At 65.2% G+C, this 22,589-nt stretch carries 20 protein-coding genes and 1 pseudogene; 9 read left to right on the top strand and 12 right to left on the bottom strand.

Going from position 1 to position 22,589, the window contains the following annotated elements; genetic code table 11:
- Positions 1-66: 66 nt before the first annotated feature.
- The 4 genes from EN857_RS10305 to EN857_RS10290 form a co-directional block, all read right to left on the bottom strand.
- On the bottom strand, positions 67-312 hold the full coding sequence (locus EN857_RS10305) for a MoaD/ThiS family protein (RefSeq protein WP_127394193.1): 246 nt from the start codon (positions 310-312) through the stop codon (positions 67-69).
- A 65-nt stretch (positions 313-377) separates the two neighbouring features.
- On the bottom strand, positions 378-2,642 hold the full coding sequence (locus EN857_RS10300) for a xanthine dehydrogenase family protein molybdopterin-binding subunit (protein ID WP_128346795.1): 2,265 nt from the start codon (positions 2,640-2,642) through the stop codon (positions 378-380).
- Between the two features lies 1 nt (position 2,643).
- Positions 2,644-3,120 (bottom strand): (2Fe-2S)-binding protein, encoded by a 477-nt coding sequence (locus tag EN857_RS10295; protein ID WP_127394218.1) that lies wholly within the window; start codon positions 3,118-3,120, stop codon positions 2,644-2,646.
- Positions 3,120-3,980 carry a xanthine dehydrogenase family protein subunit M gene (locus EN857_RS10290; RefSeq protein WP_135858504.1) on the bottom strand — a complete coding sequence of 287 codons (861 nt, stop codon included), beginning with the start codon at positions 3,978-3,980 and terminating at the stop codon, positions 3,120-3,122. The genes EN857_RS10295 and EN857_RS10290 overlap by 1 nt, the downstream gene beginning before the upstream one ends.
- A 273-nt stretch (positions 3,981-4,253) precedes the next feature.
- Here EN857_RS10290 and EN857_RS10285 point away from each other — a divergent pair, with 273 nt between their 5' ends.
- Both EN857_RS10285 and EN857_RS10280 read left to right on the top strand, forming a co-directional pair.
- Positions 4,254-4,709, top strand: coding sequence for a hypothetical protein (locus tag EN857_RS10285; protein ID WP_127393506.1), 456 nt, complete (start codon positions 4,254-4,256; stop codon positions 4,707-4,709).
- 97 nt (positions 4,710-4,806) lie between these two features.
- Complete coding sequence (locus EN857_RS10280; RefSeq protein WP_127393505.1) at positions 4,807-5,955, top strand: amidohydrolase; 1,149 nt, start codon at positions 4,807-4,809, stop codon at positions 5,953-5,955.
- A 123-nt stretch (positions 5,956-6,078) separates the two neighbouring features.
- Here the strand turns inward: EN857_RS10280 and EN857_RS10275 are convergent, their stop codons facing one another.
- Together EN857_RS10275 and EN857_RS10270 are read right to left on the bottom strand one after the other, a co-directional pair.
- On the bottom strand, positions 6,079-6,804 hold the full coding sequence (locus EN857_RS10275; protein ID WP_127393504.1) for a haloacid dehalogenase type II: 726 nt from the start codon (positions 6,802-6,804) through the stop codon (positions 6,079-6,081).
- Between the two features lie 68 nt (positions 6,805-6,872).
- A pseudogene (locus EN857_RS10270) lies at positions 6,873-7,800 on the bottom strand (DMT family transporter).
- Between the two features lie 207 nt (positions 7,801-8,007).
- On the opposite strand from EN857_RS10270, the gene EN857_RS10265 reads away from it, so the two are divergent.
- A complete protein-coding gene (locus EN857_RS10265; RefSeq protein ID WP_127284984.1) occupies positions 8,008-8,898 on the top strand; it encodes a LysR family transcriptional regulator in 891 nt (296 codons plus the stop codon).
- Positions 8,899-8,938: 40 nt separating this feature from the next.
- On the opposite strand, the gene EN857_RS10260 is transcribed toward EN857_RS10265, so the two are convergent.
- Together EN857_RS10260 and EN857_RS10255 are read right to left on the bottom strand one after the other, a co-directional pair.
- Entirely contained in the window at positions 8,939-9,940 is a 1,002-nt protein-coding gene (locus EN857_RS10260) for an NADP-dependent oxidoreductase (RefSeq protein ID WP_128346482.1), read from the bottom strand.
- Between the two features lie 66 nt (positions 9,941-10,006).
- Positions 10,007-10,822 (bottom strand): oxidoreductase, encoded by an 816-nt coding sequence (locus tag EN857_RS10255; RefSeq protein ID WP_127394022.1) that lies wholly within the window; start codon positions 10,820-10,822, stop codon positions 10,007-10,009.
- Between the two features lie 103 nt (positions 10,823-10,925).
- Here EN857_RS10255 and EN857_RS10250 point away from each other — a divergent pair, with 103 nt between their 5' ends.
- A complete protein-coding gene (locus EN857_RS10250; RefSeq protein ID WP_127394021.1) occupies positions 10,926-11,492 on the top strand; it encodes a TetR/AcrR family transcriptional regulator in 567 nt (188 codons plus the stop codon).
- A 7-nt stretch (positions 11,493-11,499) separates the two neighbouring features.
- Here EN857_RS10250 and EN857_RS10245 read toward each other — a convergent pair whose 3' ends face one another.
- Genes EN857_RS10245 through EN857_RS10235 form a run of 3 tightly spaced genes read right to left on the bottom strand, consistent with a single transcriptional unit; the run spans position 11,500 to position 15,683 of the window.
- Entirely contained in the window at positions 11,500-12,990 is a 1,491-nt protein-coding gene (locus tag EN857_RS10245; RefSeq protein ID WP_127394023.1) for an aldehyde dehydrogenase, read from the bottom strand.
- Positions 12,987-14,189, bottom strand: a complete 1,203-nt coding sequence (locus tag EN857_RS10240; RefSeq protein ID WP_245511287.1) for a cytochrome P450 — start codon at positions 14,187-14,189, stop codon at positions 12,987-12,989. The genes EN857_RS10245 and EN857_RS10240 overlap by 4 nt, the downstream gene beginning before the upstream one ends.
- Before the next feature lie 48 nt (positions 14,190-14,237).
- Positions 14,238-15,683, bottom strand: coding sequence for an APC family permease (locus EN857_RS10235; RefSeq protein WP_127392550.1), 1,446 nt, complete (start codon positions 15,681-15,683; stop codon positions 14,238-14,240).
- A gap of 176 nt (positions 15,684-15,859) precedes the next feature.
- On the opposite strand from EN857_RS10235, the gene EN857_RS10230 reads away from it, so the two are divergent.
- From EN857_RS10230 to EN857_RS10215, 4 genes are read left to right on the top strand one after another with little or no spacing between them, the layout of a single operon-like run.
- Positions 15,860-16,624 carry an IclR family transcriptional regulator gene (locus EN857_RS10230; RefSeq protein WP_127392549.1) on the top strand — a complete coding sequence of 255 codons (765 nt, stop codon included), beginning with the start codon at positions 15,860-15,862 and terminating at the stop codon, positions 16,622-16,624.
- Positions 16,621-17,907: a Tm-1-like ATP-binding domain-containing protein gene (locus EN857_RS10225; protein WP_127392548.1), complete on the top strand. Its 1,287-nt coding sequence runs from the start codon at positions 16,621-16,623 to the stop codon at positions 17,905-17,907. The genes EN857_RS10230 and EN857_RS10225 overlap by 4 nt, the downstream gene beginning before the upstream one ends.
- Positions 17,904-18,599, top strand: coding sequence for an HAD-IA family hydrolase (locus tag EN857_RS10220; protein ID WP_127392547.1), 696 nt, complete (start codon positions 17,904-17,906; stop codon positions 18,597-18,599). Before EN857_RS10225 ends, EN857_RS10220 begins: the two co-directional genes overlap by 4 nt.
- Complete coding sequence (locus tag EN857_RS10215; protein ID WP_127392546.1) at positions 18,592-19,944, top strand: aminotransferase class III-fold pyridoxal phosphate-dependent enzyme; 1,353 nt, start codon at positions 18,592-18,594, stop codon at positions 19,942-19,944. The genes EN857_RS10220 and EN857_RS10215 overlap by 8 nt, the downstream gene beginning before the upstream one ends.
- Before the next feature lie 127 nt (positions 19,945-20,071).
- Here the strand turns inward: EN857_RS10215 and EN857_RS10210 are convergent, their stop codons facing one another.
- On the bottom strand, positions 20,072-20,941 hold the full coding sequence (locus EN857_RS10210; protein WP_127286814.1) for a helix-turn-helix domain-containing protein: 870 nt from the start codon (positions 20,939-20,941) through the stop codon (positions 20,072-20,074).
- 94 nt (positions 20,942-21,035) lie between these two features.
- On the opposite strand from EN857_RS10210, the gene EN857_RS10205 reads away from it, so the two are divergent.
- Positions 21,036-22,580, top strand: coding sequence for a 4-hydroxyphenylacetate 3-hydroxylase N-terminal domain-containing protein (locus EN857_RS10205; protein ID WP_127286815.1), 1,545 nt, complete (start codon positions 21,036-21,038; stop codon positions 22,578-22,580).
- Positions 22,581-22,589: the final 9 nt, after the last annotated feature.

Here is a 22,589-nt window from a genome sequence, read left to right as displayed (position 1 = left end):
AAGCGGCACTATCGAGCCTGCATCGTAGCGGGCTCTGGATATGGACGTTGTGATCCCATTGTCCACTCACCCCCCCGCCAACCGCGGCAGCAGAAATATCTCCGCCCCCGGCGGCAGCTCCTTACTCCACGTATCCCGATAGATCGTCCCATCGATCGCCACCGCGATCCCGCGATCGATCCAGGGCTCGATGCCGGGATACTGTTCCGCCAGCTTGCGGAACAGCTCCCTGATGTCCTTGGCCTCGACCTCGACCTTGCTCTTGCCGCCAGCGACCTGGCCGAGCGCGCCCCAGAGCGTGACTTCGACCATAGTCAGAACCTCATTGGACCGTGGCGTCAGCCGAAAACCGCTTCGCGCTTTTCGACATCACGTTCTCAGCCTTCCCGCTCCGCCTCGATCGCCGCGAGAATCCGCGGCGGCGACATCGGGATGTGGGTCATGCGCACGCCGGCGGCGTTCGACACCGCGTTGGCGATCGCCGCCAGCGGCGGCACGATCGAGGTCTCGCCGACGCCGCGCACGCCATAGGGGTGGTTGGGGTTGGGAATCTCGAGGATCTGCGTGTCGATCATCGGCAGGTCGGAGCAGACCGGGATGCGGTAGTCGAGGAAGCCGGCGTTCTGCAGCCGCCCGTCCTTGCCGTAGATATACTCCTCGTTGAGCGCCCAGCCGATGCCTTGCGCAGCACCCCCCTGGTACTGGCCCTCGACATAGGTCGGGTGCACCGCCTTGCCGGCGTCCTGCACCACCGTGTAGCGGATCACTTTGGTGAAGCCGGTCTCGGGGTCGACCTCGATGTCGCAGATATGGGTGGCGAAGGAGACGCCGGCGCCGTCGGCGACGAGTTCGCTGTGGCCGGCGATCGGCCCGCCGGTCGTACCCGACCTGGCCGCGATCTCCTTCAGCGACAGTTTTCCGAGATTGCCGTGATTGTCACCCTTGGCGACGGCGTGGCCCTGTTCCCAGGCGACGTCGTCGACCGAGATGTCCCACATCTGCGCGGCGCGTTCCCTGAGGATCTTGATCGCGTTGCGGGCGGCCGAGATGGTCGCCATCGAGGAGGAGAAGGTGCCGCGGCTGCCGTCGGTCATGTCGTTGTAACCGAGGCTGGAGGTGTCGGCGACGATCGCCTTGACCTGCGAATAGTCGATGCCGAGCTCCTCCGCCGCCACCAGCGACAGCGAGGCGCGGGAGCCGCCGACATCGACGGTGCCGACGGCGAGCGAGACCGAGCCGTCCATGCCGATGTTCAGGTCGGTGCAGGTCTGGCCGCCGAAGTTGAACCAGAAGCCGCAGGCCATGCCCCTGCCCTGGTTTTCCTTCAGCGGCGCCTTCATGTGCGGATGGTTCTTCGCTGCCTCAAGCGTAGGCCCGATGCCGATCGGGCCGTAGACCGGGCCGTAGGACGAGCGCGTGCCTTCCTGCGCGGCGTTCCTGATGCGGAACTCGACCGGGTCGATGCCGACCTCCTTGGCGAGCTCGTCGACGGCGCTTTCCACCGCGAAGGCCGCCATCGGCGCGGAAGGCGCGCGATAGGCCGCGGTCTTCGGCCGGTTGACCAGCACCTCGTAGCCGACGGTCTTGACGTTCTCGAGCTTGTAGCAGGCGAAGGCGGTCATGGCGCCGATCTCGGCCCACGTGCCGGCATAGGGGCCGCTCGTGTAGCGCAGCGTCGCTTCGGCGGCGGTGATGGTGCCGTCCTTGCGGGCGCCGATCTTGACGTCGATCGAGGTGGCGCTGGTCGGACCCGAGGCGCGGAACACCTCGTCGCGGGTCATCACCAGTTTCACCGGCCGTCCGGCCTTTCTGGACAAGGCAAGCGCCACCGGCTCGGCCCAGACATGGGTCTTGCCGCCGAAGCCGCCGCCGATCTCGGACGAGGTGACGCGCAGCTTCGAGGCTTCCATGCCGAGCAGTTGCGCGCAGTGCTGACGATAGACGAAATGGCCTTGCGTGCAGACCCAGAGGTCGGCGGTGCCGTCGGACGAAACGCTCGCCACGCAGGCATGCGGCTCGATATAGCCCTGGTGCGTCTGCTCGGTCTTGAAGGAGCGCTCGACGATGAAGTCGGCGTGGCCAAAGCCCTGATGGACGTCGCCATGGCCAAACTGGCTGCGCTTGGTGACGTTGGACGGCTTTACCGGCTTTTCCTCGAGGCCTTCGGTGAAGATCGTGTCGTTGATCAGCGGCGCGGTGTGCTTCATCGCCTCGTCGACATCGGTGACATGCGGCAGCACCTCGTAGTCGACCGCGATCAGCTTCAGCGCCTGCCTGGCGGTGCGCGCATCGACGGCGGCGACGGCGGCCACCGCATGGCCGTCATAGAGCGCCTTGGCGCGCGCCATGCAGTTGTCGAGAATGTCGTACATGCCGGCATCGCCGTCGGTGAGGTCGGGCAGGTCTTTCGCGGTGATCACCGCCTTGACGCCGGCGAGCTTCTCCGCCTTCGAGGTGTCGATCTTCCGGATGATCGCGTGGGCATGCGGGCTTCTGAGCACGCGTCCGACGAGCTGGCCGGCCATGTTGAAGTCGGCGCCGTAGCGGGCGCGGCCGGTCACCTTGTCGACGCCGTCGGGGCGGATCGGGCGCGTGCCGACGGAGGAGAAATTGCGTCCGGAATAGCGCGGATCGAAATTCATCTCAGGCTCCCTTCATCACGTTCGCCGCGTCCTGGACGGCGCGCACGATCTTGTCGTAGCCGGTGCAGCGGCACAGGTTCCCGGCCAGGCCGAAGCGGATCTCCTCCTCGGTCGGGTCGGGGTTTTTCGCCAACAGGTCTTTCGCCGCGATCAGGAAACCCGGCGTGCAGATGCCGCATTGCAGGGCGGCGTGCTCGAGGAATTTCTGCTGCAGCGGATGCAGTTTTTCGCCATGCGCCATGCCCTCGACGGTCTCGATGCGCCGGCCTTCGGCCTCGGCGCCGAGCACCAGACAGGAGCAGACCAGCCGGTCGTCGAGGATGATCGAGCAGGCGCCGCAGTCGCCGGTGCCGCAGCCTTCCTTGGCACCGGTCAGGCCGAGCCGGTCGCGCAGCACGTCGAGCAGCGTCTCGTCCGGCTGGCAAAGATACTCGACGTGATCGCCGTTGATTGTTGTTGAAACCGCTACGCCAGCCATCACTTGCCTCCTGCACGCGCATAGGCGGTCGTGGCGGCTCTCCTGGCCAGCACGCCCGCAACTTTCCGTCTGAACTCGATGGTGCCGCGCTTGTCGTCGATGGGGCGGCAGGCGCCCGCGCAGACCTTGGCCAGGCGCTCGAGTGCTGCTTCGTCGAGCTTCCTGCCGATAAGGGCCTCGGCGGCCTCGTCGACCAAAAGCACCGTCGGCGCCGCTGCGCCCAGCGCGACGCGGGCCGATTTGACGACGCCTTGCTCGTCGAGCGTCAGGTTGACGCCGGCGCTGACCACGGCGATGTCCATCTCGGTGCGCGGAATGAAGCGCAGATAGGCATCGCCCGAGCGCGGCGCCCGCTTGTCGAGCAGGATCGCCTCGACGATCTCGCCCTTGGCGAGCGAGGTCCGACCCGGCCCGGTCGGCACCGCCTCGACGGCAATCGTGCGCTTGCCCGAAGGTCCGGCGACGAGTGCCTTGGCGCCGGCAGCCACCAGCGCCGGCACGCTGTCTGCGGCGGGCGAGGCGTTGCAGAGGTTGCCGACGATGGTGCAGCGTCCCTGCACCTGCTTGGAGCCGATGAGGTTCGCCGCCTCGACGACGCCCGGCCATGCCTTCTTGAGCGAAGCGCTCTCGCCGAGCACGGCGCAGGGCACCGCGGCGCCGATGCTGAAGCCTTCGGCCGTCTCCTTGATTTCGCTCAGGCCCTCGATGGCCTTGATGTCGACGATCAGGTCGGGTTCGATGAAGCCGCCCTTCATCCTCACCAGCAGGTCGCTGCCCCCGGCAAGGATGGCGGCGGTGCCGGCCGATCCGGCCAACTGGCCGACGGCATCTTCGATTGAAAGCGGACGTATGTAACGCATCGTCTCCCCTTGGATATGGCAAATCTCAGCGACCGTTATAAAGGGTCTCCTCATAATGGCCATCCTCTTCCGCATTGGCGGCGATTGGGCCAGGCGGCGCAAAATGCAGTCCCAAACAGGCTTACGCCGGTCCGGACGGGCCGTCGGCCGCCCGGATTTGCGCCAGACGACAAGATAGAGCGGCTCGGCGTTGCTGGGAAACGGCGAGCCCCCGCAGGGGCTTGACCCGACGATCGCCGGCGTGAAACCTCTCGGTCAAAGAGAGGAGTTTCCATGCGACATCTGGTGGTTGTTCTGCCCGCCTTGATCTTGGCGACAGCGGCGCAGGCGAGTACGATAGCCTACGGCGCCAGGGTGGGGATGGAACTCACCATCGTGAAAAAGACCGGCATCGGCTCCACACACGCCAGCATCGTGGCCAAACACAACAGGCGGAAGGCGGGCGTCTTCTGCCGTGAATATGGCCACGATTTCTCCAAGGATTGCATCGACGCGGAAATGAAGTCGCCCCTGCACTTCGAGATCACCGCCAACTGCAAGACCGGCAAGTTCACCACCTTCTATGGCGCCAACATGCTGTTCCAGGGCCGCAATGAGGGCACCGATGTGACGACGGACTATCTGATCACATCGATTGATGACAATGTGGTGCTCGATGGCTCCGGCGCTTCCGGCTACGACTATACGCTGGAGCAGTTCAAGGCGCTGTGCCCCAACCGGGTGAAGTAAGGCCGGTGGCCAGGCCTGGCCCCGCCCAAGCCCGGACGATGGCCGTGGCGGGCACGGCCATTTGTCGCTAGCAAGTCGTCATCGGAGGCCAAGAAGCATGACCCTGACCAATCGGGATATTGTCGAGCTGACCGCGTGGCGGCGCAAGCTGCACCGGCAGCCGGAGATTTCGAACGAGGAGGAGAAAACGGCAAAGGAAGTCGTCTCCTTCCTCGCCGATACGCGGCCGGACAAGGTGCTGACCGGATTGGGCGGGCACGGCGTCGCGGCGGTCTACGACAGCGGCCGGGCCGGCCCGACCGTGCTGTTCCGCTCCGAACTCGATGCGCTGCCGATCGAGGAACTGTCCGGCGTGCCGCATGCCTCGCAGGTGCCGGGCAAGTCGCATATGTGCGGCCATGACGGACACACCGCGATCCTGGCCGCGCTCGGCCGTCAGCTCGGGCGCGAGCGGCCGGCAAGCGGCCGCGTCGTGCTGATGTTCCAGCCGGCGGAAGAGACCGGCAATGGCGCGGCCGGCGTCGTCGCCGATCCGCGCTTCGGCGAGATCGCGCCGGATTTCGCCTTCTCGCTGCACAATCTGCCCGGCGTGCCGTTCGGCGAGGTGCGGCTGAAGAGCGGCGTGGTCAACTGCGCCTCGCGCGGCATGCGCATCGTGCTGGAGGGCAAGACCGCGCATTCCTCGATGCCGGAGACCGGCGTCTCGCCGATGCTGGCGATCAGCGAGCTGATGCCGGCGCTGCCGGCGCTCGGGCGCGGCAGCTTCGCCGACGACGATTTTTCCATGGTGACCGTCACCCATGCCGAGATGGGCGAAGCCGTGTTCGGCATCGCGCCCGCTCATGCAGAAGTCTGGGCGACGCTGCGCACCCGGCGCGACGAGCGCATGGCGGATCTCTGCGCCGCGGCGGAAGCGCTGGCCGCGGAAATCGCCGGCCGGCATGGCCTTGCCGTAAGCTCCGACTACCACGAGATCTTCGTCGCCAGCATCAACGCACCGGACGCGGTGGAGCACCTGCGCCGCGCCCTCGACGAAGAGAGCGTCGTGCACGGCGAAGAAGCCCTGCCGATGCGCGCCTCGGAGGATTTCGGCCTGTTCGGCCACAGCGCCAAGTCGGCGATGTTCTTCCTCGGCGCCGGCGAGCGCTACCCGGCGCTGCACAATCCGGACTATGATTTTCCGGACGACCTGATCCCGATCGGATCGAGGATCTTCATGCGCACGGCGCGCAATTTGCTGGGGTGAAGAGGCTGGCGGCGTGGCCTTTGCGGGTCATAACGAACGACGGCCTTGGTCAAAATTGGACATTGTCGAACGACCGCTTCTGCGGGCGCGGTGTCACGCAATAGCGGCCCGGCGGCTCAGCTATCAGCCACGCCGCAATTCTTCAGCATGCGCCTTCACCAGATCGGCCATGCTGTCGAAGCGGAAATCCACCGTCGGTACGTCGCCGGGGTTCATCGTGGCACCGAAGCCCTGATCCGCATGCCGGCGATAGATCCAGCACGATGTCAGGCCGAACCGGTTGGCGGGAGCGTGATCGTGGAACATGCTTTCCGCCGTGTGCAGGATCTGTCGCTTCTCGAGCCCGATTGTCCCGAGCTTTTCGAGCATATAGTCGAAGTTCCGGTCGGAAGGCTTGTAGGAGCCGATATCCTCCGCCGTATAGATCGCATCGAAATCCACGCCGAGCTTCTTGTTGCTAAACGAAAAGCTCTTGTTGTCGACGTTGGAGAGGATGACCAGCTTGTAGTGCCTTTTGAGATACTGCAAGGCCTGTGCGGAGTCGCTAAAAGCCGGCCAATCCTTCACGCTTTCGCCATACGCCACACATTCCTCGCGGGTGACGATGACACCCCATTCCTCCGCAAGTCGCTTGTAAACGATCGGCAGGAGGTCGCGGTAGCGTTTCCCCGGTGTCCATTTCTGCTGACTGGATTCGTGCCGGGCGTGCGCCTCCAGAATCTCGTTCCGGCTCAAGCCGCGGCCAGCCCGTTCGGTCAACGGCTTCAGGCCGTCGATCATGCCGGATTCCCAGTCTATAAGCGTGCCGTAGCAATCGAAGGTCAGGGCTTTGAAATCCGTGAGCTTCATAGGTTCACCTCCTTGATGTCCATGATTGGATCGACACTGGCGTGATCGCACGAGCCGTCATCGACTGATCATCCGATATGCTGCTGACCGAGCTCCAGGTCCTTCCACGCTGCGCTGCGCGACGACGTGAACCAGACACCGAACAGTGTCACCGCAAGGCCAACGAACATCGCCGTCGAAAGCGGCTCGCCGAACATCGACCAGCCCCAGAGCATCGTCACCGGTGGGCTGAGATAGATCACACTGCTGACCTGCGAGGCCGTGTAGAGGCGCAGGCTCACATAATAGGTGCTGTAGCAAAAGAAGGTCGAAAACAGCACCAGCCAGGCGATGCCAAACCCGAATCGGGCATCGAGGGGCGGCATCAGCCCGCCATTCCTTTCGGCGCAGGCGGCGAAAAGGATCGCCGCCGTCAGGCATTGAATGCATAGGCTCTGATGGATGGGCATATTGATCGTCCCCATCCGCTTCTGCACCACCGTTGCCAGCGCCAGAACCATCATGGAAGCGACTGTCAACACATAGGCCCAGGCCGGGGCCGTCCCGAGGCTCCAGGCTGTCCAGCGAGACGACGAGCACGCCTGTCACTCCGAGAGCCGTTCCGATCCATTGTCGCCCGGTCAATCGCTGCCCCAGAACCGGCTGCGACAAGGCTGCGATGGCGAGAGGGACAAGATCGGAAATCAGCGCGACAAGGCCGGTCGGCACGCGCTGACCGATGGCAAGCGCGAATCCGCCCAGATAGAGGAACATCATCGCCACGCCGAAGACCATCTGCTCGACCAGGGCACGTGCGCCTATGCGCGGCCCGATCAGCAGAGCAAATGGCAAAAGAATCAATCCCGACATCAGGGTCCGCCAGAACAGGACCAGCATGACATCGGCATTCTCGCTGGTGTAGCGGATGCCGACGAAGCCAGAACTCCAGCTTACCACCAGGGCCGTCGCCATCATTGGCCACACGAGGCGATGGGCTTTGCTGTGCAGGAGCGTCATGGGATCTCTTTGGTCAGGCGCCCGTAGCTCCGAGAAGCGGATCACGGCCAATTTTGGCGCTGACTATTGGCGACAAGCACGCACGTTTGCATATGACAAATTTCGATACGATCATGAAATAGCCGCTAAATCAGCATACTGGCTTGCCTGAAAAGCGTCGCCGGATCAGAAATCGGCGTATCGCATTGGTTTCGATTGAGGATTGTCATGGCTGGAGTGATGAGCCGCCGCCTGGATGTCGACGCCTTGCGCGCACTGGTCGCGATCGAGAAGCATGGCGGCGTCACGCGCGCTGCCGAGATCCTCGGCTTGTCGCAGTCGGCGGTCAGCCACAAGATCAGGAGACTGGAAGCGAGCCTCGACTGCGAAATCCTCGCTCGGAAGGCAAACGCGCCGATGTTTACCACGGCCGGACTGGATTTGCTTGGTTATGCGCGGCGCATTCTGGGCATCCATGACGAGGCGGTCCTGAGCCTGTCGAAAAGCACGTTGCAGGGCAAGATTGCGCTGGGAATGACCGAGGATACGACCTGCACCGACCTTTCGCGCATTCTTGGCCGGTTTCGCCGGCTCTACCCGGAGGTGAGCGTCCGCACGCATGTGCGCATGAGCCTCGTCCTGCAGGAGCAGCTCAGCCAAGGAGCTCTTGATGCCGCCATCATCCAGGTGTTCCAGCACGAGGTCCGGCCCGCCGATATCCTCCTGTTTCGCGAGACGCTGCATTGGGTGAAATCGCGCGACCTGGCTCTGTCGAACGGGAAGCCGGTCCCATTCCTGTCCTTCGATGAAGACTGCTTCTTCCGGCGCTGGGGCATGGACGTCGGGCAGGACGAGGGCACGGTGTTCGAGACCGTGTTCGAATGCTCCAGCGCAGCCGGGATCATTGCAGGCGTGACCGCCGGGCTCGGCGTCGCACTCTTGAGTCAGCGGCACCTGCAGCCCGATATGGAGATAGTCGACCACAAATTCCCCAAGCCTCCAGACCTGGCTTATATTGTCAGGCGCGCGCGCAGCCCCCGAAACCCCGCGCTGGAGACGCTGGTCAGGGAGATCGAGGCCGAAGTAAAGCGCTACGGGACGCTTCAAATCGCCGTCTGAGCGCATCGCGCTCCAAAAGCCGCGCACGCCCAGGATGCCGCTATCTGACCTTGATGACGACCTTGCCCTTGGCGCGTCCCGTTTCGACGTAGGCCAGAGCCTCGTTGGTCGCTTCGAAGGGAAAGATCCGATCGACAACCGGGCGGATCGCGCCGGATTCGATGAGGGCGGTGATCTTGCCCAACTGGTCGCCCTGCGCCCACATGAACAGGAACGAAAAGCTCACGCCACGGCGCCTGGCTTTGGACCGAATGGCGCGGCTTAGAAGGCGCAGGAGCGTCCTCAGCACCAGGTTCAACCCCTTTTCCCTGGCGAATTCGGGATCCGGCGGGCCGGAGATCGAGATGAGCTTGCCGCCGGGTTTGAGCACAGTGAGCGACTTTTCGAGCGTTTGGGCGTCCTGGCTGTTCACAACGATATCGTAGCCCGACAGGATTTTTTCGAAGTCGTCTTTCCGGTAGTCGACGACGACATCGGCGCCGAGGCCCTTGACCAGGGCAGCGCTTTTTGCGCTCGCCGTCGTCGCAACGGTCGCGCCGAGATGCTTTGCCAGCTGGATCGCGAATATGCCGACGCCGCCGGAGCCGGCCTGGATGAAGACCTTCTGTCCTTTGCTCAGCTTTGCCCGTTCAACGAGCACCTGCCAGGCGGTCAGACCGACCAGGGGGATCGAGGCCGCCTCCTCCATGCTGAGATTGCTGGGCTTCAAGGCGACGTCGGCTTCATCGATGGCGATGAACTCGGCGAATGCCCCGATCCGCCCATCGCGCGGCCGCGCATAGACCTCGTCGCCAGGTTTGAACCTGCGAACTTTCGATCCCACGCGGATGACCTTGCCGGCCACGTCGTGGCCGAGGATGAAGGGCCGGCTATAGGGCAGGATGAGCTTGAACTCTCCGGTCCTGACCTTGGAATCGAGAAGGTTCACCGCCGCCGCATGGATCTCGACCAGGACATCGCTGTCCCCGAGCTTCAGCTCCGGCATCTCGGCCAGCCGCAGGATGCCCTTCTTGTTATATTTGTCGACAACGAATGCCTTCATGGCAGTAACTTCCTGAAAGTGGTTTTGGTGTGCCGCACGGTGAGCATCCCCCTGCCCTGCGCCTGATCAGACCGGCAAGCGGAACTGCTTGCGCAAGCTCTTGTCGAACATCTCGGCGGGGACAAAGCGGCGCAGCATGCTGACCTGCCGCGCGGCCTTGCCGGCGGTGTAGCGCCGCCGCGGACGGGCATCGGTCGCGGCCTTGACGATCACATCCGCCACCACTTCCGGCCGGTCGGCCTTCGGCATCACATCGCGAAGCAGGGCGTCGACCCCGGCGCGCGCCCGATCATATTCCTGCAACGGGGAATCCGGCTCGATCCCGTTCTGGTCGAAGACGGTGCGCACGAATGCCGGCTCGATGACGGAGACGCGAATGTTGAAGGCACGAACCTCGTGATCGAGCGATTCCGAATAGCCCTCGATCGCGTGCTTGGCCGCCGAATAGTGGGCCGAATACGGCGCCGGCACGAGACCCAATATCGAGCCGATGTTGATGATGCGCCCTTCGCCATGCCGCCGCATCGACGGCAATACCGCGTTGGTCATACGCACGACGCCAAACAGATTGACGTCGAACAAGCCCTGTACCTGCGCGATCGAGAATTCCTCGGCGCCGCCAAGCATGCCGACGCCGGCATTGTTGACCAGCACGTCGATCCGGCCGGTGCGCGAGAGCACCGTCGATATGAGCGCCGCGACGGCATCGCCGTCGGTCACGTCGCAGGCCAGCATGGTCACCCCTTCCGGGCCGTTGCCGGCCGCGCGGCGGCTCGTCCCGAAAACGGTGAACCCCGCCTGGGCCAAGGCCTCGGCGCTGGCCCAGCCGATGCCCGACGAGGCTCCGGTCACGATAGCGGTCTTTCCGGAATTCGCGCTCATGTCATACTCCAAGATCACCAAGGCCGGCTCTTTCCAGCCCATTAAATTACGAGTATAATAACACATTATGATCATAATGCAATAGCCGAAAGGACGTGCAGCCATGCGCTATGAAAAGGGCCGGAAGGACGCCTCACGCGGCCGGATCATGGAAGTCGCCGCCGAACGCTTTCGAAGCGACGGCATCGCCGCGTCCGGACTGGCGACCATCATGAGCGACGCCGGGCTGACGAACGGCGCCTTCTATCCGCACTTTCAGTCGAAGGCGGAACTTGTCCGCGAAAGCGTGGCGGCGGCCCTCGATACCCAGTCGCAGCAAATGCAGGAGTTGTTGGCTTCGGGCGGTCCCGAAATGGCCATAGGGGCATATCTGTCGGCCGCGCATCGGGACAATCCGGACAAGGGCTGCGCGTCCGCCGCGCTGCTGCCGGAGATAGCGCGCCAGCCGCCTGAAACCCGCCAGGTCTATACCGAGCGCTTCCTGTCACTGGTGAGCCAGGTGTCCGCCGCTTTGCCGCCGGGCAAGGATCCGGAAGGCGTGGCGCTGGGCGTCTTTGCGACGCTCATCGGCGCGCTGCAACTGGCCCGCGCGGTCGAAGGCACGGAGTTGTCGGATCGCATCCTTTCGGCGGGAGCGGATGCGGCGCGGACACTGATCCAGCAGCGTTAGACCGCCGTCAGCCGAGCGCGATCCAGGCGGTCTTCAGGTCGGTGTATTTCTCGACGGCGTGCAGCGACTTGTCGCGGCCGAAGCCGGACTGCTTGACGCCGCCGAGCGGCACGGTGATGTCGGCGCCGCCATAGGTGTTGACATGGACGACGCCGGCATTGATGGCGCGCACCATGCGGTGCGCGGTCGACAGGTTCGATGTCCACACGGCGGAAGCCAGCCCGTAGACGGTGGAGTTGGCAAGGCTCACCGCTTCCTCCTCGGTGTCGAAGCGCATGACGCCGAGCACGGGCCCGAACACTTCCTCGCGGGCGATTTGCATGTCCCGCGTCACGTTCTCGAAGATGGTCGGCGCCATGTAGCTGCCGCCGGTCTCGGTCAGGATGCGCTCGCCGCCGGTGACGAGGCGGGCGCCCTCCTCCGCCGCCTTGGTGACGAAACCGAGGTTCTTGTCGAGTTGCTCTGCGCTCGACACCGCGCCGATGTCGCTGCCGAGATCGAGCGGATCGCCGACCTTCAGCCTGGCGGTTGCCTTGAGGAGCTCGTCCATGAAGCGATCGTAGATCGACGCCTGGACGAGCAGGCGCGAACCGGCGACGCAGACCTGGCCGGAATTGCGGAAGATGCCGTTGGCCGACACGGTCGCTGCCTGCTTCAGGTCCGGCGCGTCGGCAAAGACGATGTTGGGCGACTTGCCGCCGAGCTCGAGGAAGACGCGCTTCAAATTGGAGCGCGCCGAATAGTCGAGCAGGCGGCGGCCGACCGGACCGGAACCTGTGAAGGCAATCGCGTCGACATCCATGTGCAGGCCGAGCGCCTCGCCGGCCACCGCGCCGCGACCGGTGACGACATTGAAAACGCCTTCCGGCAACCCGGCCTCGGCAGCAAGCTCGGCCAGCCGCAGCAGCGTCAGCGAAGCGATTTCCGGCGGCTTGACGACGATCGAGTTGCCGGCGGCGAGCGCCGGCGCGATCTTCCAGGCGCCGATCATCAGTGGGAAATTCCACGGCACGATGACGCCGACGACGCCGAGCGGTTCCGTGTGGATCAGGCCCAGCACATTGTCGGCAGTCGGCGCGATCTCGCCATAGATCTTGTCGATCGCCTCGGCGTAGTAGCGGATGGTGCCGGCCGCCGACAGCGGCTCGGCCTTGTAGGCCATGCCGATCTCGGTGCCGTTGTCGCGCACGCCGAGCACGGCGAGTTCGTCGGCGTGCTTCTCGACCAGTTCGGCGAGCCTCGTCAGCACCTTCTTGCGAAAGGCGGGAGCCGCGCGCGACCAGGACCCCTTCTCGAAGGCCTTGCGGGCAGCGAGCACCGCGCGATCGACATCGGCGGCATTGCCGTCGGCGATGCTGGCGAAGGGACGTCCGTCGATCGGCGAGATCACCGGCAAGGTGGCGCCGGTCGCGGCTGCCGTCTGGACGCCATCGATGAACAGATTTCGCGCGCCGACCTCGGCCTTGCGCAGCGTGTCGATGGTGGTCTGGCTGATCATTGGGCAGCGGCTCCGAAAGCGACATTGAGAGTGGTAGGCGCGCGGAACTCCCAGCCGCGGAAGATCGGCTCCTTCCCGGGCACCAGTTTCAGGTCCGGGAAGCGCTCGAGCAACAACCGTAGCGCCAGGCACATTTGCTCGCGCGCGAAAAAGCGGCCGGAACAGAAATGATGGCCGAAGCCGAAGGCGGCGTGGTTGCCTTCGTCGCGATGGATGTCGAAACGATCGGGGTCGGTGAAGCGGCTTTCGTCGCGGCTGGCCGAGGAAACCAGCGCCGCGACCGGCGCCCCCGCGGGGATCACGGCTCCTCCGATCTCCACCGCGCGTGTCGTCTGGCGCGTCTGGGTGCCGATCGGCGCCACCCAGCGCAGGCCCTCGTCGACGGCCTTCGGCACGAAGGTGTCAAGATCGTCGAGCACTTGCCGCAGCTGTTCTGGATGGGCGAGCAGGCCGGCAAGGATCGAGCCGGCGCCATGGCCGGGCTCCTGCATGCCGCCGAGCAGGATGACCTTGATGCTCGGCATCAGGAAATCGATCGGACGGGTTTTCCCATCCGGCATGCAGTCATGCAGCATGTGCGAAAGCGCCGAGTCGTCTGGCTCGCGGGCGAGCCGCTCAAGCGTCGGCAGGATGGCGGCGCCGACCTCGGCGCTGATCGCATCGGCGATCTCCTGCCGCTTCGGGTCGTTCTCGAAATTGATGGCGCCTTGGGCGAGGCCATAGAACCAGCGCCGCAGGGTCGGCATGTCGATGTCGTCGAGGCCGAGCGAGCGCGCCAGGCTGAGCGTCGACACCGGCTCGAAATAGTCTGCCATCAGTTCCGCCGTGCCCTGTTCGGCGATCTGGTCGAGAAAGGGCCCGGCGATAGAGCACACGAGGTCGCCGGCAAAGGAGGCGACGGTGCGCGGCCGATATTTTGGATCGACGCCCTGCCGCAATTCCCTGTGCGTCTCGCCGTCGGTGGTCAGGATGGTCGGCTTGCCGAAGGAGCGTTCGACCGGCGAGGTGCCGACCACCGCCGAGAAGATGTCGGGCGACTTGGCGACGGTCTCGACATCCTTCCAGCGGGTGACGAACCAGAGGTTGACCGCCGGAACATAGGCGACCGGGGCGCTGCGCCTCAGTTCGGCATAGATCGGGTAAGGATCGGCTTCCAACGCCTCGACGGTGATCTCGTCGGCAAAGCTCAATGCCGTCACTCCCTTTGCGATGGAAGGGGCGGCGCCAGGCGCCGCCCCTTGTCTGTCTCAATCCTTCAGCGGCACACCGAGATTGTCGAAGGCGACCGGATCGCGGCCCTTCAATGCACTCGCCAGCAACAGGCCGACCACGGCGGCAATCAGCACCAGCGACGGCAGGAACACGCCGAGGAAGCCGCCAGCACCCGACAGGCTGCCGAAATTGATGACGATCAGATAGATGATGATGACGAAGGCGATGAAGGTCAGCCCCGGCAGCACGGTTGTCTTCAGCGCGTTTTCCTGGGTGGACGGATTGGCGCGGAAGTACATCACCACGGCCAGCGAGGCCACCGCCATCATCACGATGACGCCCAGCGTCGCGACATTGGTCAGCCACGAAAACAGCGCCAGCACCGGATCGAGCCCGAGCACCGCAAAGAGCCCGACGACAACAGCGGCAAGCACGGTCTGGATGACCGAAGCGACATGCGGGCTCTGGTGCGCCGAATGGGTCACGCCGATGGTCTGCGGCAGCAGCTTCTCGCGGCCGGCGACATAGATGTAGCGGGCGACTGCGTTGTGGAACGCCAGCACCCCGGCGAACAGGCTCGACACGAACAGGATGCTCATGGCGTGGGTGAGCGCCGTCCCGGAATAGCGGTCGGACAGGCCGAACAGGAAGGTGGTCGGATCCTGCAGGCCCTGCAAGTCCGGCAGCAGCTTGTCGACGCCGGCGCCGACCGCCATCAGCCAGGCGGTGACCATGTAGAAGAGGCCGATCAGGATGACGGAGAAATAGGTGGCACGCGGAATGGTGACCTTGGGGTCGCGCGCCTCCTCGGCATAGATGGTGGTCGCCTCGAAGCCGATGAAGGCGGCAAAGCAGAACAGGATGGCGATCGCCGGCGCGCCGCTGGTGATCTGGCTCCAGCTGAACGGCGCCGCCGACAGGCCGCTGTCGCCGCCCGTCTTGAGGATCGTCAGGTCGAGGATCAGCACCACGACATATTCGGCAAGCACCAGCACGGTCAGGATCTTGGCCGACAGGTCGACCTGCCGGTAGCCGAGCACGGCGACGATGGCGATGGCGATGAAGCTCCACGCCCACCAGGGCAGAGCGATGCCCCAGCCGGCGAACAGGCCGGCGGTCGCGGCACCGAGCAGGCCCATGACGCCGATCTGCATGGCGTTGTAGGACAGGATGGCGATCAGCGCCGTCGCGCCGCCTGCCAGCCCGCCGAGCCCGCGTGCCGCATAGGCATAGAAGGCGCCCGCATTGCCGACGTGGCGCGACATGGCGACGTAACCGACAGCGAACAAGAGCAACAGGACCGTGACGATGAGATAGGTGCCGGCAAAGCCGGCGCCGTTGCCCATCAGCATGCCGAGCGGCGTGCCACCCGCCACAGCCGTGAGCGGCGCCGCGGCCGAGATCACCATGAAGGTGATGGCGCCGACGCCAAGGCTGTTCTTCCTTAGCCGGTTCGCTTCGCCGGCTTCAATTGTGGTCATCTTTCCCTCCAGATCCGCGCTCGCGGAAACCAAGTGTCCCTGAAATGCCGTGGCCTTCTGCCGGGCCATGATCGTTTCACTATTTGCAACGACATTTCGAATATAGACTTGCAAAGGAATCGACTTGCTGTCAAGTTAATTCGCACGTTAAGTATCTGATGGAGGATCAGACCTGCATGGGCACGGTAGGCAAAGCCGTTTCGCTGCTGGAAAAGCTCGGTCGCGGCGCGCCCGAGGCGGCGCTTGCCGATCTCGCCAGGCGCGCCGGCTTCGACAAGGCTACGACGCGCCGGCTGCTGGTCTCGCTCATCGAGCACGGGCTGGTGGAGCAGGACGAGACCACGCGGCTCTATCGCCTGGGGGCCGGCATCGCGCGGCTGGCGCTGTTGCGCGAGGCGCAGTTTCCGTTCCTGCGCATGGCGGTGCCGGTGGTCGAGCAGCTGGCGGCCGAGACCGGCGAGACCGTGCATCTGTCGGAATATTCGAAGCGCGGCCTGATCTCGGTCCATGTCATCGAATCGGCCAAGGCCAACCGCGTCAGCGTGCAACTTGGCGAGGTGCTGCCGCTGCATGCGACGGCGTCGGGAATTGCCTTCCTGGCGTTCACCGAGGAGCATGTCCGCGCCGGCGTCCTCGCGGGACCGCTGCCGGCCTTCACGCCCCACACGATCGGCGACGCCGAAACGCTCGCCGAACATATCGCCGCCGCCCGCGCGCGCGGCCATTCGACCGGCTCGCAAGGCTATGAGGAAGGCGTGCTCAGCGTCGCGGCACCGATCCTCGGCGCCGACGGCCTGGCCATCGGCGCCATCGCGGTCGCGGCGCCCCGGGTGCGGATCCAGAAAGGCGATATCGAGCGCCACGGCGCCAGCGTCGCCGCGGCGGCGCGCGGCATCAGCGAGCGGCTCTTCGGCCGCCTGCCGGGCCGCAAGCAGGCATGACAACAACGACATTGCAGGGAGAACTGACTGTGGAGGAGACACGCCGTATCCTGGTTATCGGCACCGGCGACACCAAGGCCGACGAGCTTCTGTTCATGCGCGAGCGCATCGAGGCCGTCGGCGGTGTCGCGGTGATGATGGATGTCAGCGTGCTCGGCGACCCGCCCTACCGGCCGGCCTATGACAGGCAAGCGGTGGCCAGAGCCGCCGACACGACGATCGAGGCGATCATCGCCAGCGGCGACGAGAACTCGGCGATGACGCTGATGGCGCTCGGCGCCTCGCGGCTGGCGCGCGCGCTCCACGACAAAAGCGAGATCGACGGCGTCATCGCGCTCGGCGGCTCGATGGGCACCGACCTTGCGCTCGACGTGGCGCTGGCGCTGCCGCTCGGCGTGCCGAAATTCGTCGTCTCGACGATCGCCTATTCGCATCTCCTGCCGCCCGAGCGGATCGCCACAGACCTGATGATGATCCTTTGGGCCGGCGGGCTCTATGGCCTCAACAGCGCCTGCAAGGCGGTGCTGTCGCAGGCCTGCGGCGCGGTGGTGGGTGCCGCGCAGGCCGTCGTCAAGCCGGACGCGGCAAAGCCGCGGATCGGCATGAGTTCGCTCGGCAAAAGCTGCCTGCACTATATGGTGAGGCTGAAGCCGGAGCTGGAAAAGCGCGGCTACGAGGTGATCGTCTTCCACACCACCGGCATGGGCGGACGGGCGCTGGAGGCAATCGCGGCGCAAAAGGGTTTTGTCGCGGTGATGGATTTCAGCCTGCAGGAACTCGCCAACCAGCTCACCGGCTCGGTGGTGAATTCCGGCACCGACCGGCTGGAGAATGCGGGCCGGCAAGGTATCCCGCAGATCGTCGCGCCCGGCGCCATCGACATGGTGGATTTCCCGACCTGGCAAACGGTGCCGTCGCGTTTCATCGAGCGGCCCTACCATGCGCACAACCGGTTGCTCGCCTCGGTGACCTCGGACGCCTCGACCCGCAAGGAGATCGCGCGCGCCATCGGCGAGAAGCTCGCCGCGGCGACCGGCCCGACCGCCTTCATCCTGCCCGCCGGCGGCATCCAGCAATGGGACCAGGAAGGCGAGCCGCTGCATGAGCCAGAGGCGCTGTCGGCCTTTGTCGAGGAGATGCGTGCCAGCGTCCCTGCCAATGCCGAGCTGCACGAGATCGCCGAACACATCAATGACGCCGCTTTCTGCGCCAAGGCGCTGGAGATCTTCGACCGCTGGGTCGCCGAGGGCATCGTTCCGCCCGGCCGTGGGCACGCCGCATGAGCCGTCCTTCGCCAAAGGCGCTGGTGCTCGATTTCGGCGGCGTCGTCACCCGCACGCTGTTCGAGACGCATGCGCTGACCGAACGGGCGCTGGGCCTGGCGCCAGGCACGCTTGCCTGGCGCGGCCCGTTCGACCCGGCCTCCGATCCTTTGTGGCGGGCCATGCAGGCGGACGAGATCAGCGAGCGCGACTACTGGAGGACGCGCACGCGCGAGGTCGGCCAGCTGGTCGGCGAGGACTGGCGGGACATGTCGACCTTCGTGCAGCGGGCGCGCGGCGCCGACCCGCAAGCGGTGGTGCGGCCGGAGGCCGAGCAGGCGATCCGGACGGCGCATGCGGCCGGCGTCAGGCTGGCCATCCTCTCCAACGAGCTGGACCTCTTCTACGGCACGAGCTTCCGCCAGCGGCTGCCGCTGCTGTCGCTGTTCGAGACGATCGTCGACGCCACCTACACGCACGTCCTCAAGCCAGACCGCCGCGCCTATGCGATGGTCGGCGAGGCGCTGGAGCTGCCACTCGGCGCGTGCGTGTTCGTCGACGACCAGCAGCGCAACATCGACGGCGCCATCGCCGCCGGCATGCTGACTGTGCATTTCGACGTCGCCCGGCCGGCGCAGAGCTATGCCGAGGCGCTTGGCCATTTCGGCCTTGCCCTCTCCCAATCGGAAACCGGAGTTCCCACCGATGCGTGACATCAACTTCCTCACCGAGAACAACGCCAAGCCGATCTGGCATCCGATGGCGCATCCGGCCGAGATGCGGGCGACGCCGCCGAAGATCATCATGAAGGGCGACGGCGTCTCGGTCACCGATGCCGAGGGACGCACCGTGCTCGATGCGGTCGGTGGCCTGTGGAACGTCAACCTCGGCTACAGCTGCGACCCGATCAAGCAAGCGATGGCCGCGCAGCTCGATGCGCTCCCCTACTATTCCGGCTTTCGCGGCACCTCGACCGGTCCGTCGATCGAGCTCGCCTACGAGCTCACCGACTGGTTCGCGCCGGAGGGCATGGTGCGCGCCTTCTTCACCTCGGGCGGATCGGATTCGGTGGAGACGGCGCTGCGGCTCGCGCGCCAATACTGGAAGATAAGAGGCCAAGGCGACCGGACGAAATTCCTGGCGCTGAAGAAGGGCTATCACGGCACGCATTTCGGTGGCGCCTCGGTCAACGGCAACGCCAATTTCCGCCGCAACTACGAGCCGCTCTTGCCCGGCGTCTTCCACACGCCGGCGCCGTGGACCTACCGGAACCCGTTCGACGAGACCGACCCGGCGAAGCTGGCGAAGCTCTGCGCGCGGGCGATCGAGGACGAGATCGCCTTCCAGGGCGCCGACACCATCGCCGCCTTCATCATGGAGCCGGTGCTCGGCGCCGGCGGCGTCATCGTTCCGCATGAAAGCTTCATGCCGCTGGTGCGCGCGATCTGCGACCGCCACGACATCCTTCTGATCGCCGACGAGGTGGTGACCGGGTTCGGCCGCACCGGTGCGTGGTCCGGCTCGCGGCTCTCCGGCACGAAACCCGACTTCATGACCATCGCCAAGGCGATCACGTCCGGCTACTTCCCGCTCGGTGCTGCGCTGATCGGCGCCAAGGTCGCCGACGTGTTCGAGGCCGACAAGACGAGCTTCGGCGCCATTGGCCACGGCTACACCTATTCCGGCCACCCGGTTGGCTGCGCGGCCGGGCTGGCGGCGCTCGCCGAGACAAAACGGCTCGCCGTCAACGAGAACGCGGCGGTGCGCGGTGTCGAGCTCGGCAAGGTTCTGGAGGCGCTGAAGGCGAAGCATCAGCTGGTCGGCGACGTTCGCTACCAGGGCCTGATGGCGGCGCTCGAATTGGTGTCGGACCGCGCCGCCAAGAAGCCGGGCGACAAGAAGACATTGGCCGTGGTGGCCGAAGCCGCCTACCAGGCCGGCGTCATGCTGCGCGTCTCCGGCAACACCATCATCCTGTCGCCGCCGCTGGTCATCTCGGCGGCCGATGTGGCGAAGATCGGCGAGGCGCTGGATGCGGGGTTGGCTGCTGCGGCGTGAGTAAGTGAGTAGTGAGTAGTGAGTAGTGAGTAGTGAGTAGTGAGTAGTGAGTAGTGAGTATGAGTAGTGAGTATGAGTAGAATTTCGGTTCGAACATTTGTTCAATCCTCGCTCCGTTTACTACCTACTACTCACTACTCACTCTTTGTCTCCGCCAAGCCGCCGGCGACACCCCAACCGCCTGTCGAAAGAAGCGAGAAAAGTAGGCCGGATCATTGAAGCCGGTCTCGTAGGCGATGTCCTCGACCGTCCGGATGGTGAAGAGCAGCAGGCGCTTGGCTTCGACCAGGCGCCGGTCGCCGATCGCCTCGCGCACGCCCGCGCCGAGCACCTGGCGCGCGGCCTTGTCGAGCAGGTGGCGGGTGGTGCCGAGTTCCTCGACATAGCGCTCCACCGGCCAGTCCTCGCGGAAGTGCTGGTCGATCAGCCGCCTGAGCCGCCCGCCGAGCGCCACCGCCGCCGGCACCGCGATGGCATGCGATTGCGCATCGAGGCGGGCGATGCCCGACAGCGCCACCGCGATCAGCGGCGGCAGGATTCTTTCGACACCGGGCAGCCTGTCGGCATATTCCGCCTGGATCATCCTGACCGTATTACCCAATCTCTCCCACAGCGCGCCCTCGCCGCGCCCCGTGACGAAAACCGGCTGGTCGAGCTGCAGCGCGGACTGCTCGCCGAGCACCGCGAGTGCGGCATCGGCGACCGAGACGACGATGGCATCGGTGCCTGGTTCGATGTCGAAGCCATGCACCACGCCGCTCGGCATGAAGCTCACGGTGGGAGCGGAAAAACTCCAGGTCTTGTCCTCGATCCGATAGGTGCCGCTGCCACCCGTCCAGAAGGTGATCTGCGCCATTTGCGGATGTTTGTGCGCCAGAACCTGGCCGCGATGCACGGAAGCGCGCGCCTGCACCGTCTCGACATGCAGGAAACCGACGTCGAGCGCCCGTGCCGGCTCGCCGTAGACGAAGAATTCGGGAATGGCGGTCTGGCTCATGGCGGCCCGAAAAAGTCCAAGTGATTTATCGCTTTCGTCCATAAACCATCGCGCGGCTTGCGGCTACTCTCCACCAATCAAAGGGAGGATCATGATGCGATCGGAAGATTTCCGGGCCGACACGAAACGGCCGTTCACAGGCGCCGAATATCTCGCGAGCCTGCGCGACGGGCGCGAGGTTTATATCAATGGCGAGCGGGTCGCCGATGTCACCAGCCATCCGGCGATGCGCAATTCGGCGCGTTCGCTGGCCCGGCTTTACGACGCCTTGCACGACCCCAACCGGCAGGCGGCGCTGACCGCGCCGACCGATACCGGCTCGGGCGGCTATACGCATAAATATTTCCGCGTCGCCCATTCCGCCGCCGACCTCGCCCAGCAGCAGACCGCGATCGCCGACTGGTCGCGCATGTCCTATGGCTGGATGGGGCGCACGCCCGATTACAAGGCGGCGCTGATGAACACGCTCGGCGCCAATGCCGAGTGGTACGGCCCGTTCAAGGACAATGCGCTGGCCTGGCACAAACGCGCCCAGGAAGCGGTCCTGTTCATGAACCACGCCATCGTCAATCCGCCGATCGACCGCCACAAGCCGGCCGAGGCCGTGAAGGACGTGTTCGTGCACATCACCAAGGAGAACGATGCCGGCATCTGGGTGTCGGGCGCCAAGGTGGTGGCGACGTCGTCGGCGCTGACCCACTACAATTTCCTGGCGCAAAGCTCGGCGACGGTCACCGAGGACCCGTCGCTGTCGGTGATGTTCATCGTGCCGATGAACGCGCCGGGCATAAAGATGTTCTGCCGCGTCTCCTACGAGCAGACCGCCAATACGGTCGGCCAGCCCTTCGACTATCCTTTGTCGTCGCGCTTCGACGAGAACGACGCGATCCTGGTGCTGGACAACGTCTTCATCCCCTGGGAGGACGTGCTGGTGCTGCGCGACGCGCAGAAGATCCTGTCCTTCCATCCGGCGTCGGGCTTCATGCACGGCTACTGCTTCCAGGGCTGCACGCGCTTCACCGTCAAGCTCGACTTCCTCTGCGGCCTGCTCGCCAAGGCCCTGCGCGCCACCGGCGGCGATGCCTTCCGCGGCAACCAGGCGGCGCTCGGCGAGGTGATCGCGCTGCGCCACATGTTCTGGAGCTTTTCCAACGCGATGGCGCACAATCCGATCCCGTGGGCCAGCGGCGCGGTGCTGCCCAATCTGGAAGCGGCGCTTTCCTACCGCACCTTCATGTCGGAGGCCTATCCGCGCGTCATCGACACGGTGCGCCGGGTGATCGCCTCGGGGCTGATCTACCTGCCGTCCTCGGCCAGGGATTTCGACAATCCGGAGATCGACCGCTACCTGGCGCAATATGTGCGCGGCTCCAACGACATGGGCCATGTCGAGCGCATCAAGATCATGAAGCTGTTGTGGGACGCAACCGGCACCGAATTCGGCGGCCGCCACGCGCTCTACGAGCTCAACTATGCCGGTGCGCCGGAAGAGGTGCGGCTGCAGGTGCTGAAGGGCGCCGAGCGCGGCGGCCGGCTGAAGCAGATGGAGGAGCTGGTCGACCAATGCATGGCCGACTATGACGAGAAAGGCTGGACCGGCGACACCTGGCTGCCGCCGCTCTCAGCTGCGGCGAGTTGAGGAGGCCGG

Source organism: Mesorhizobium sp. M4B.F.Ca.ET.214.01.1.1 (assembly GCF_004791545.1).
Lineage (GTDB): Bacteria > Pseudomonadota > Alphaproteobacteria > Rhizobiales > Rhizobiaceae > Mesorhizobium > Mesorhizobium abyssinicae.
Note: the sequence above shows the minus strand (reverse complement) of the source record. Positions and strands in the feature narration are given on the sequence as shown.

Excerpts from the sequence above, each read along its gene's own strand:
- EN857_RS10305 (WP_127394193.1), bottom strand. The coding sequence starts at position 312 with ATGGTCGAAGTCACGCTCTGGGGCGCGCTCGGCCAGGTCGCTGGCGGC.
- EN857_RS10300 (WP_128346795.1), bottom strand. The coding sequence starts at position 2,642 with ATGAATTTCGATCCGCGCTATTCCGGACGCAATTTCTCCTCCGTCGGC.
- EN857_RS10295 (WP_127394218.1), bottom strand. The coding sequence starts at position 3,120 with ATGGCTGGCGTAGCGGTTTCAACAACAATCAACGGCGATCACGTCGAG.
- EN857_RS10290 (WP_135858504.1), bottom strand. The coding sequence starts at position 3,980 with ATGCGTTACATACGTCCGCTTTCAATCGAAGATGCCGTCGGCCAGTTG.
- EN857_RS10285 (WP_127393506.1), top strand. The coding sequence starts at position 4,254 with ATGCGACATCTGGTGGTTGTTCTGCCCGCCTTGATCTTGGCGACAGCG.
- EN857_RS10280 (WP_127393505.1), top strand. The coding sequence starts at position 4,807 with ATGACCCTGACCAATCGGGATATTGTCGAGCTGACCGCGTGGCGGCGC.
- EN857_RS10275 (WP_127393504.1), bottom strand. The coding sequence starts at position 6,804 with ATGAAGCTCACGGATTTCAAAGCCCTGACCTTCGATTGCTACGGCACG.
- EN857_RS10265 (WP_127284984.1), top strand. The coding sequence starts at position 8,008 with ATGGCTGGAGTGATGAGCCGCCGCCTGGATGTCGACGCCTTGCGCGCA.
- EN857_RS10260 (WP_128346482.1), bottom strand. The coding sequence starts at position 9,940 with ATGAAGGCATTCGTTGTCGACAAATATAACAAGAAGGGCATCCTGCGG.
- EN857_RS10255 (WP_127394022.1), bottom strand. The coding sequence starts at position 10,822 with ATGAGCGCGAATTCCGGAAAGACCGCTATCGTGACCGGAGCCTCGTCG.
- EN857_RS10250 (WP_127394021.1), top strand. The coding sequence starts at position 10,926 with ATGCGCTATGAAAAGGGCCGGAAGGACGCCTCACGCGGCCGGATCATG.
- EN857_RS10245 (WP_127394023.1), bottom strand. The coding sequence starts at position 12,990 with ATGATCAGCCAGACCACCATCGACACGCTGCGCAAGGCCGAGGTCGGC.
- EN857_RS10235 (WP_127392550.1), bottom strand. The coding sequence starts at position 15,683 with ATGACCACAATTGAAGCCGGCGAAGCGAACCGGCTAAGGAAGAACAGC.
- EN857_RS10230 (WP_127392549.1), top strand. The coding sequence starts at position 15,860 with ATGGGCACGGTAGGCAAAGCCGTTTCGCTGCTGGAAAAGCTCGGTCGC.
- EN857_RS10225 (WP_127392548.1), top strand. The coding sequence starts at position 16,621 with ATGACAACAACGACATTGCAGGGAGAACTGACTGTGGAGGAGACACGC.
- EN857_RS10220 (WP_127392547.1), top strand. The coding sequence starts at position 17,904 with ATGAGCCGTCCTTCGCCAAAGGCGCTGGTGCTCGATTTCGGCGGCGTC.
- EN857_RS10215 (WP_127392546.1), top strand. The coding sequence starts at position 18,592 with ATGCGTGACATCAACTTCCTCACCGAGAACAACGCCAAGCCGATCTGG.
- EN857_RS10210 (WP_127286814.1), bottom strand. The coding sequence starts at position 20,941 with ATGAGCCAGACCGCCATTCCCGAATTCTTCGTCTACGGCGAGCCGGCA.
- EN857_RS10205 (WP_127286815.1), top strand. The coding sequence starts at position 21,036 with ATGCGATCGGAAGATTTCCGGGCCGACACGAAACGGCCGTTCACAGGC.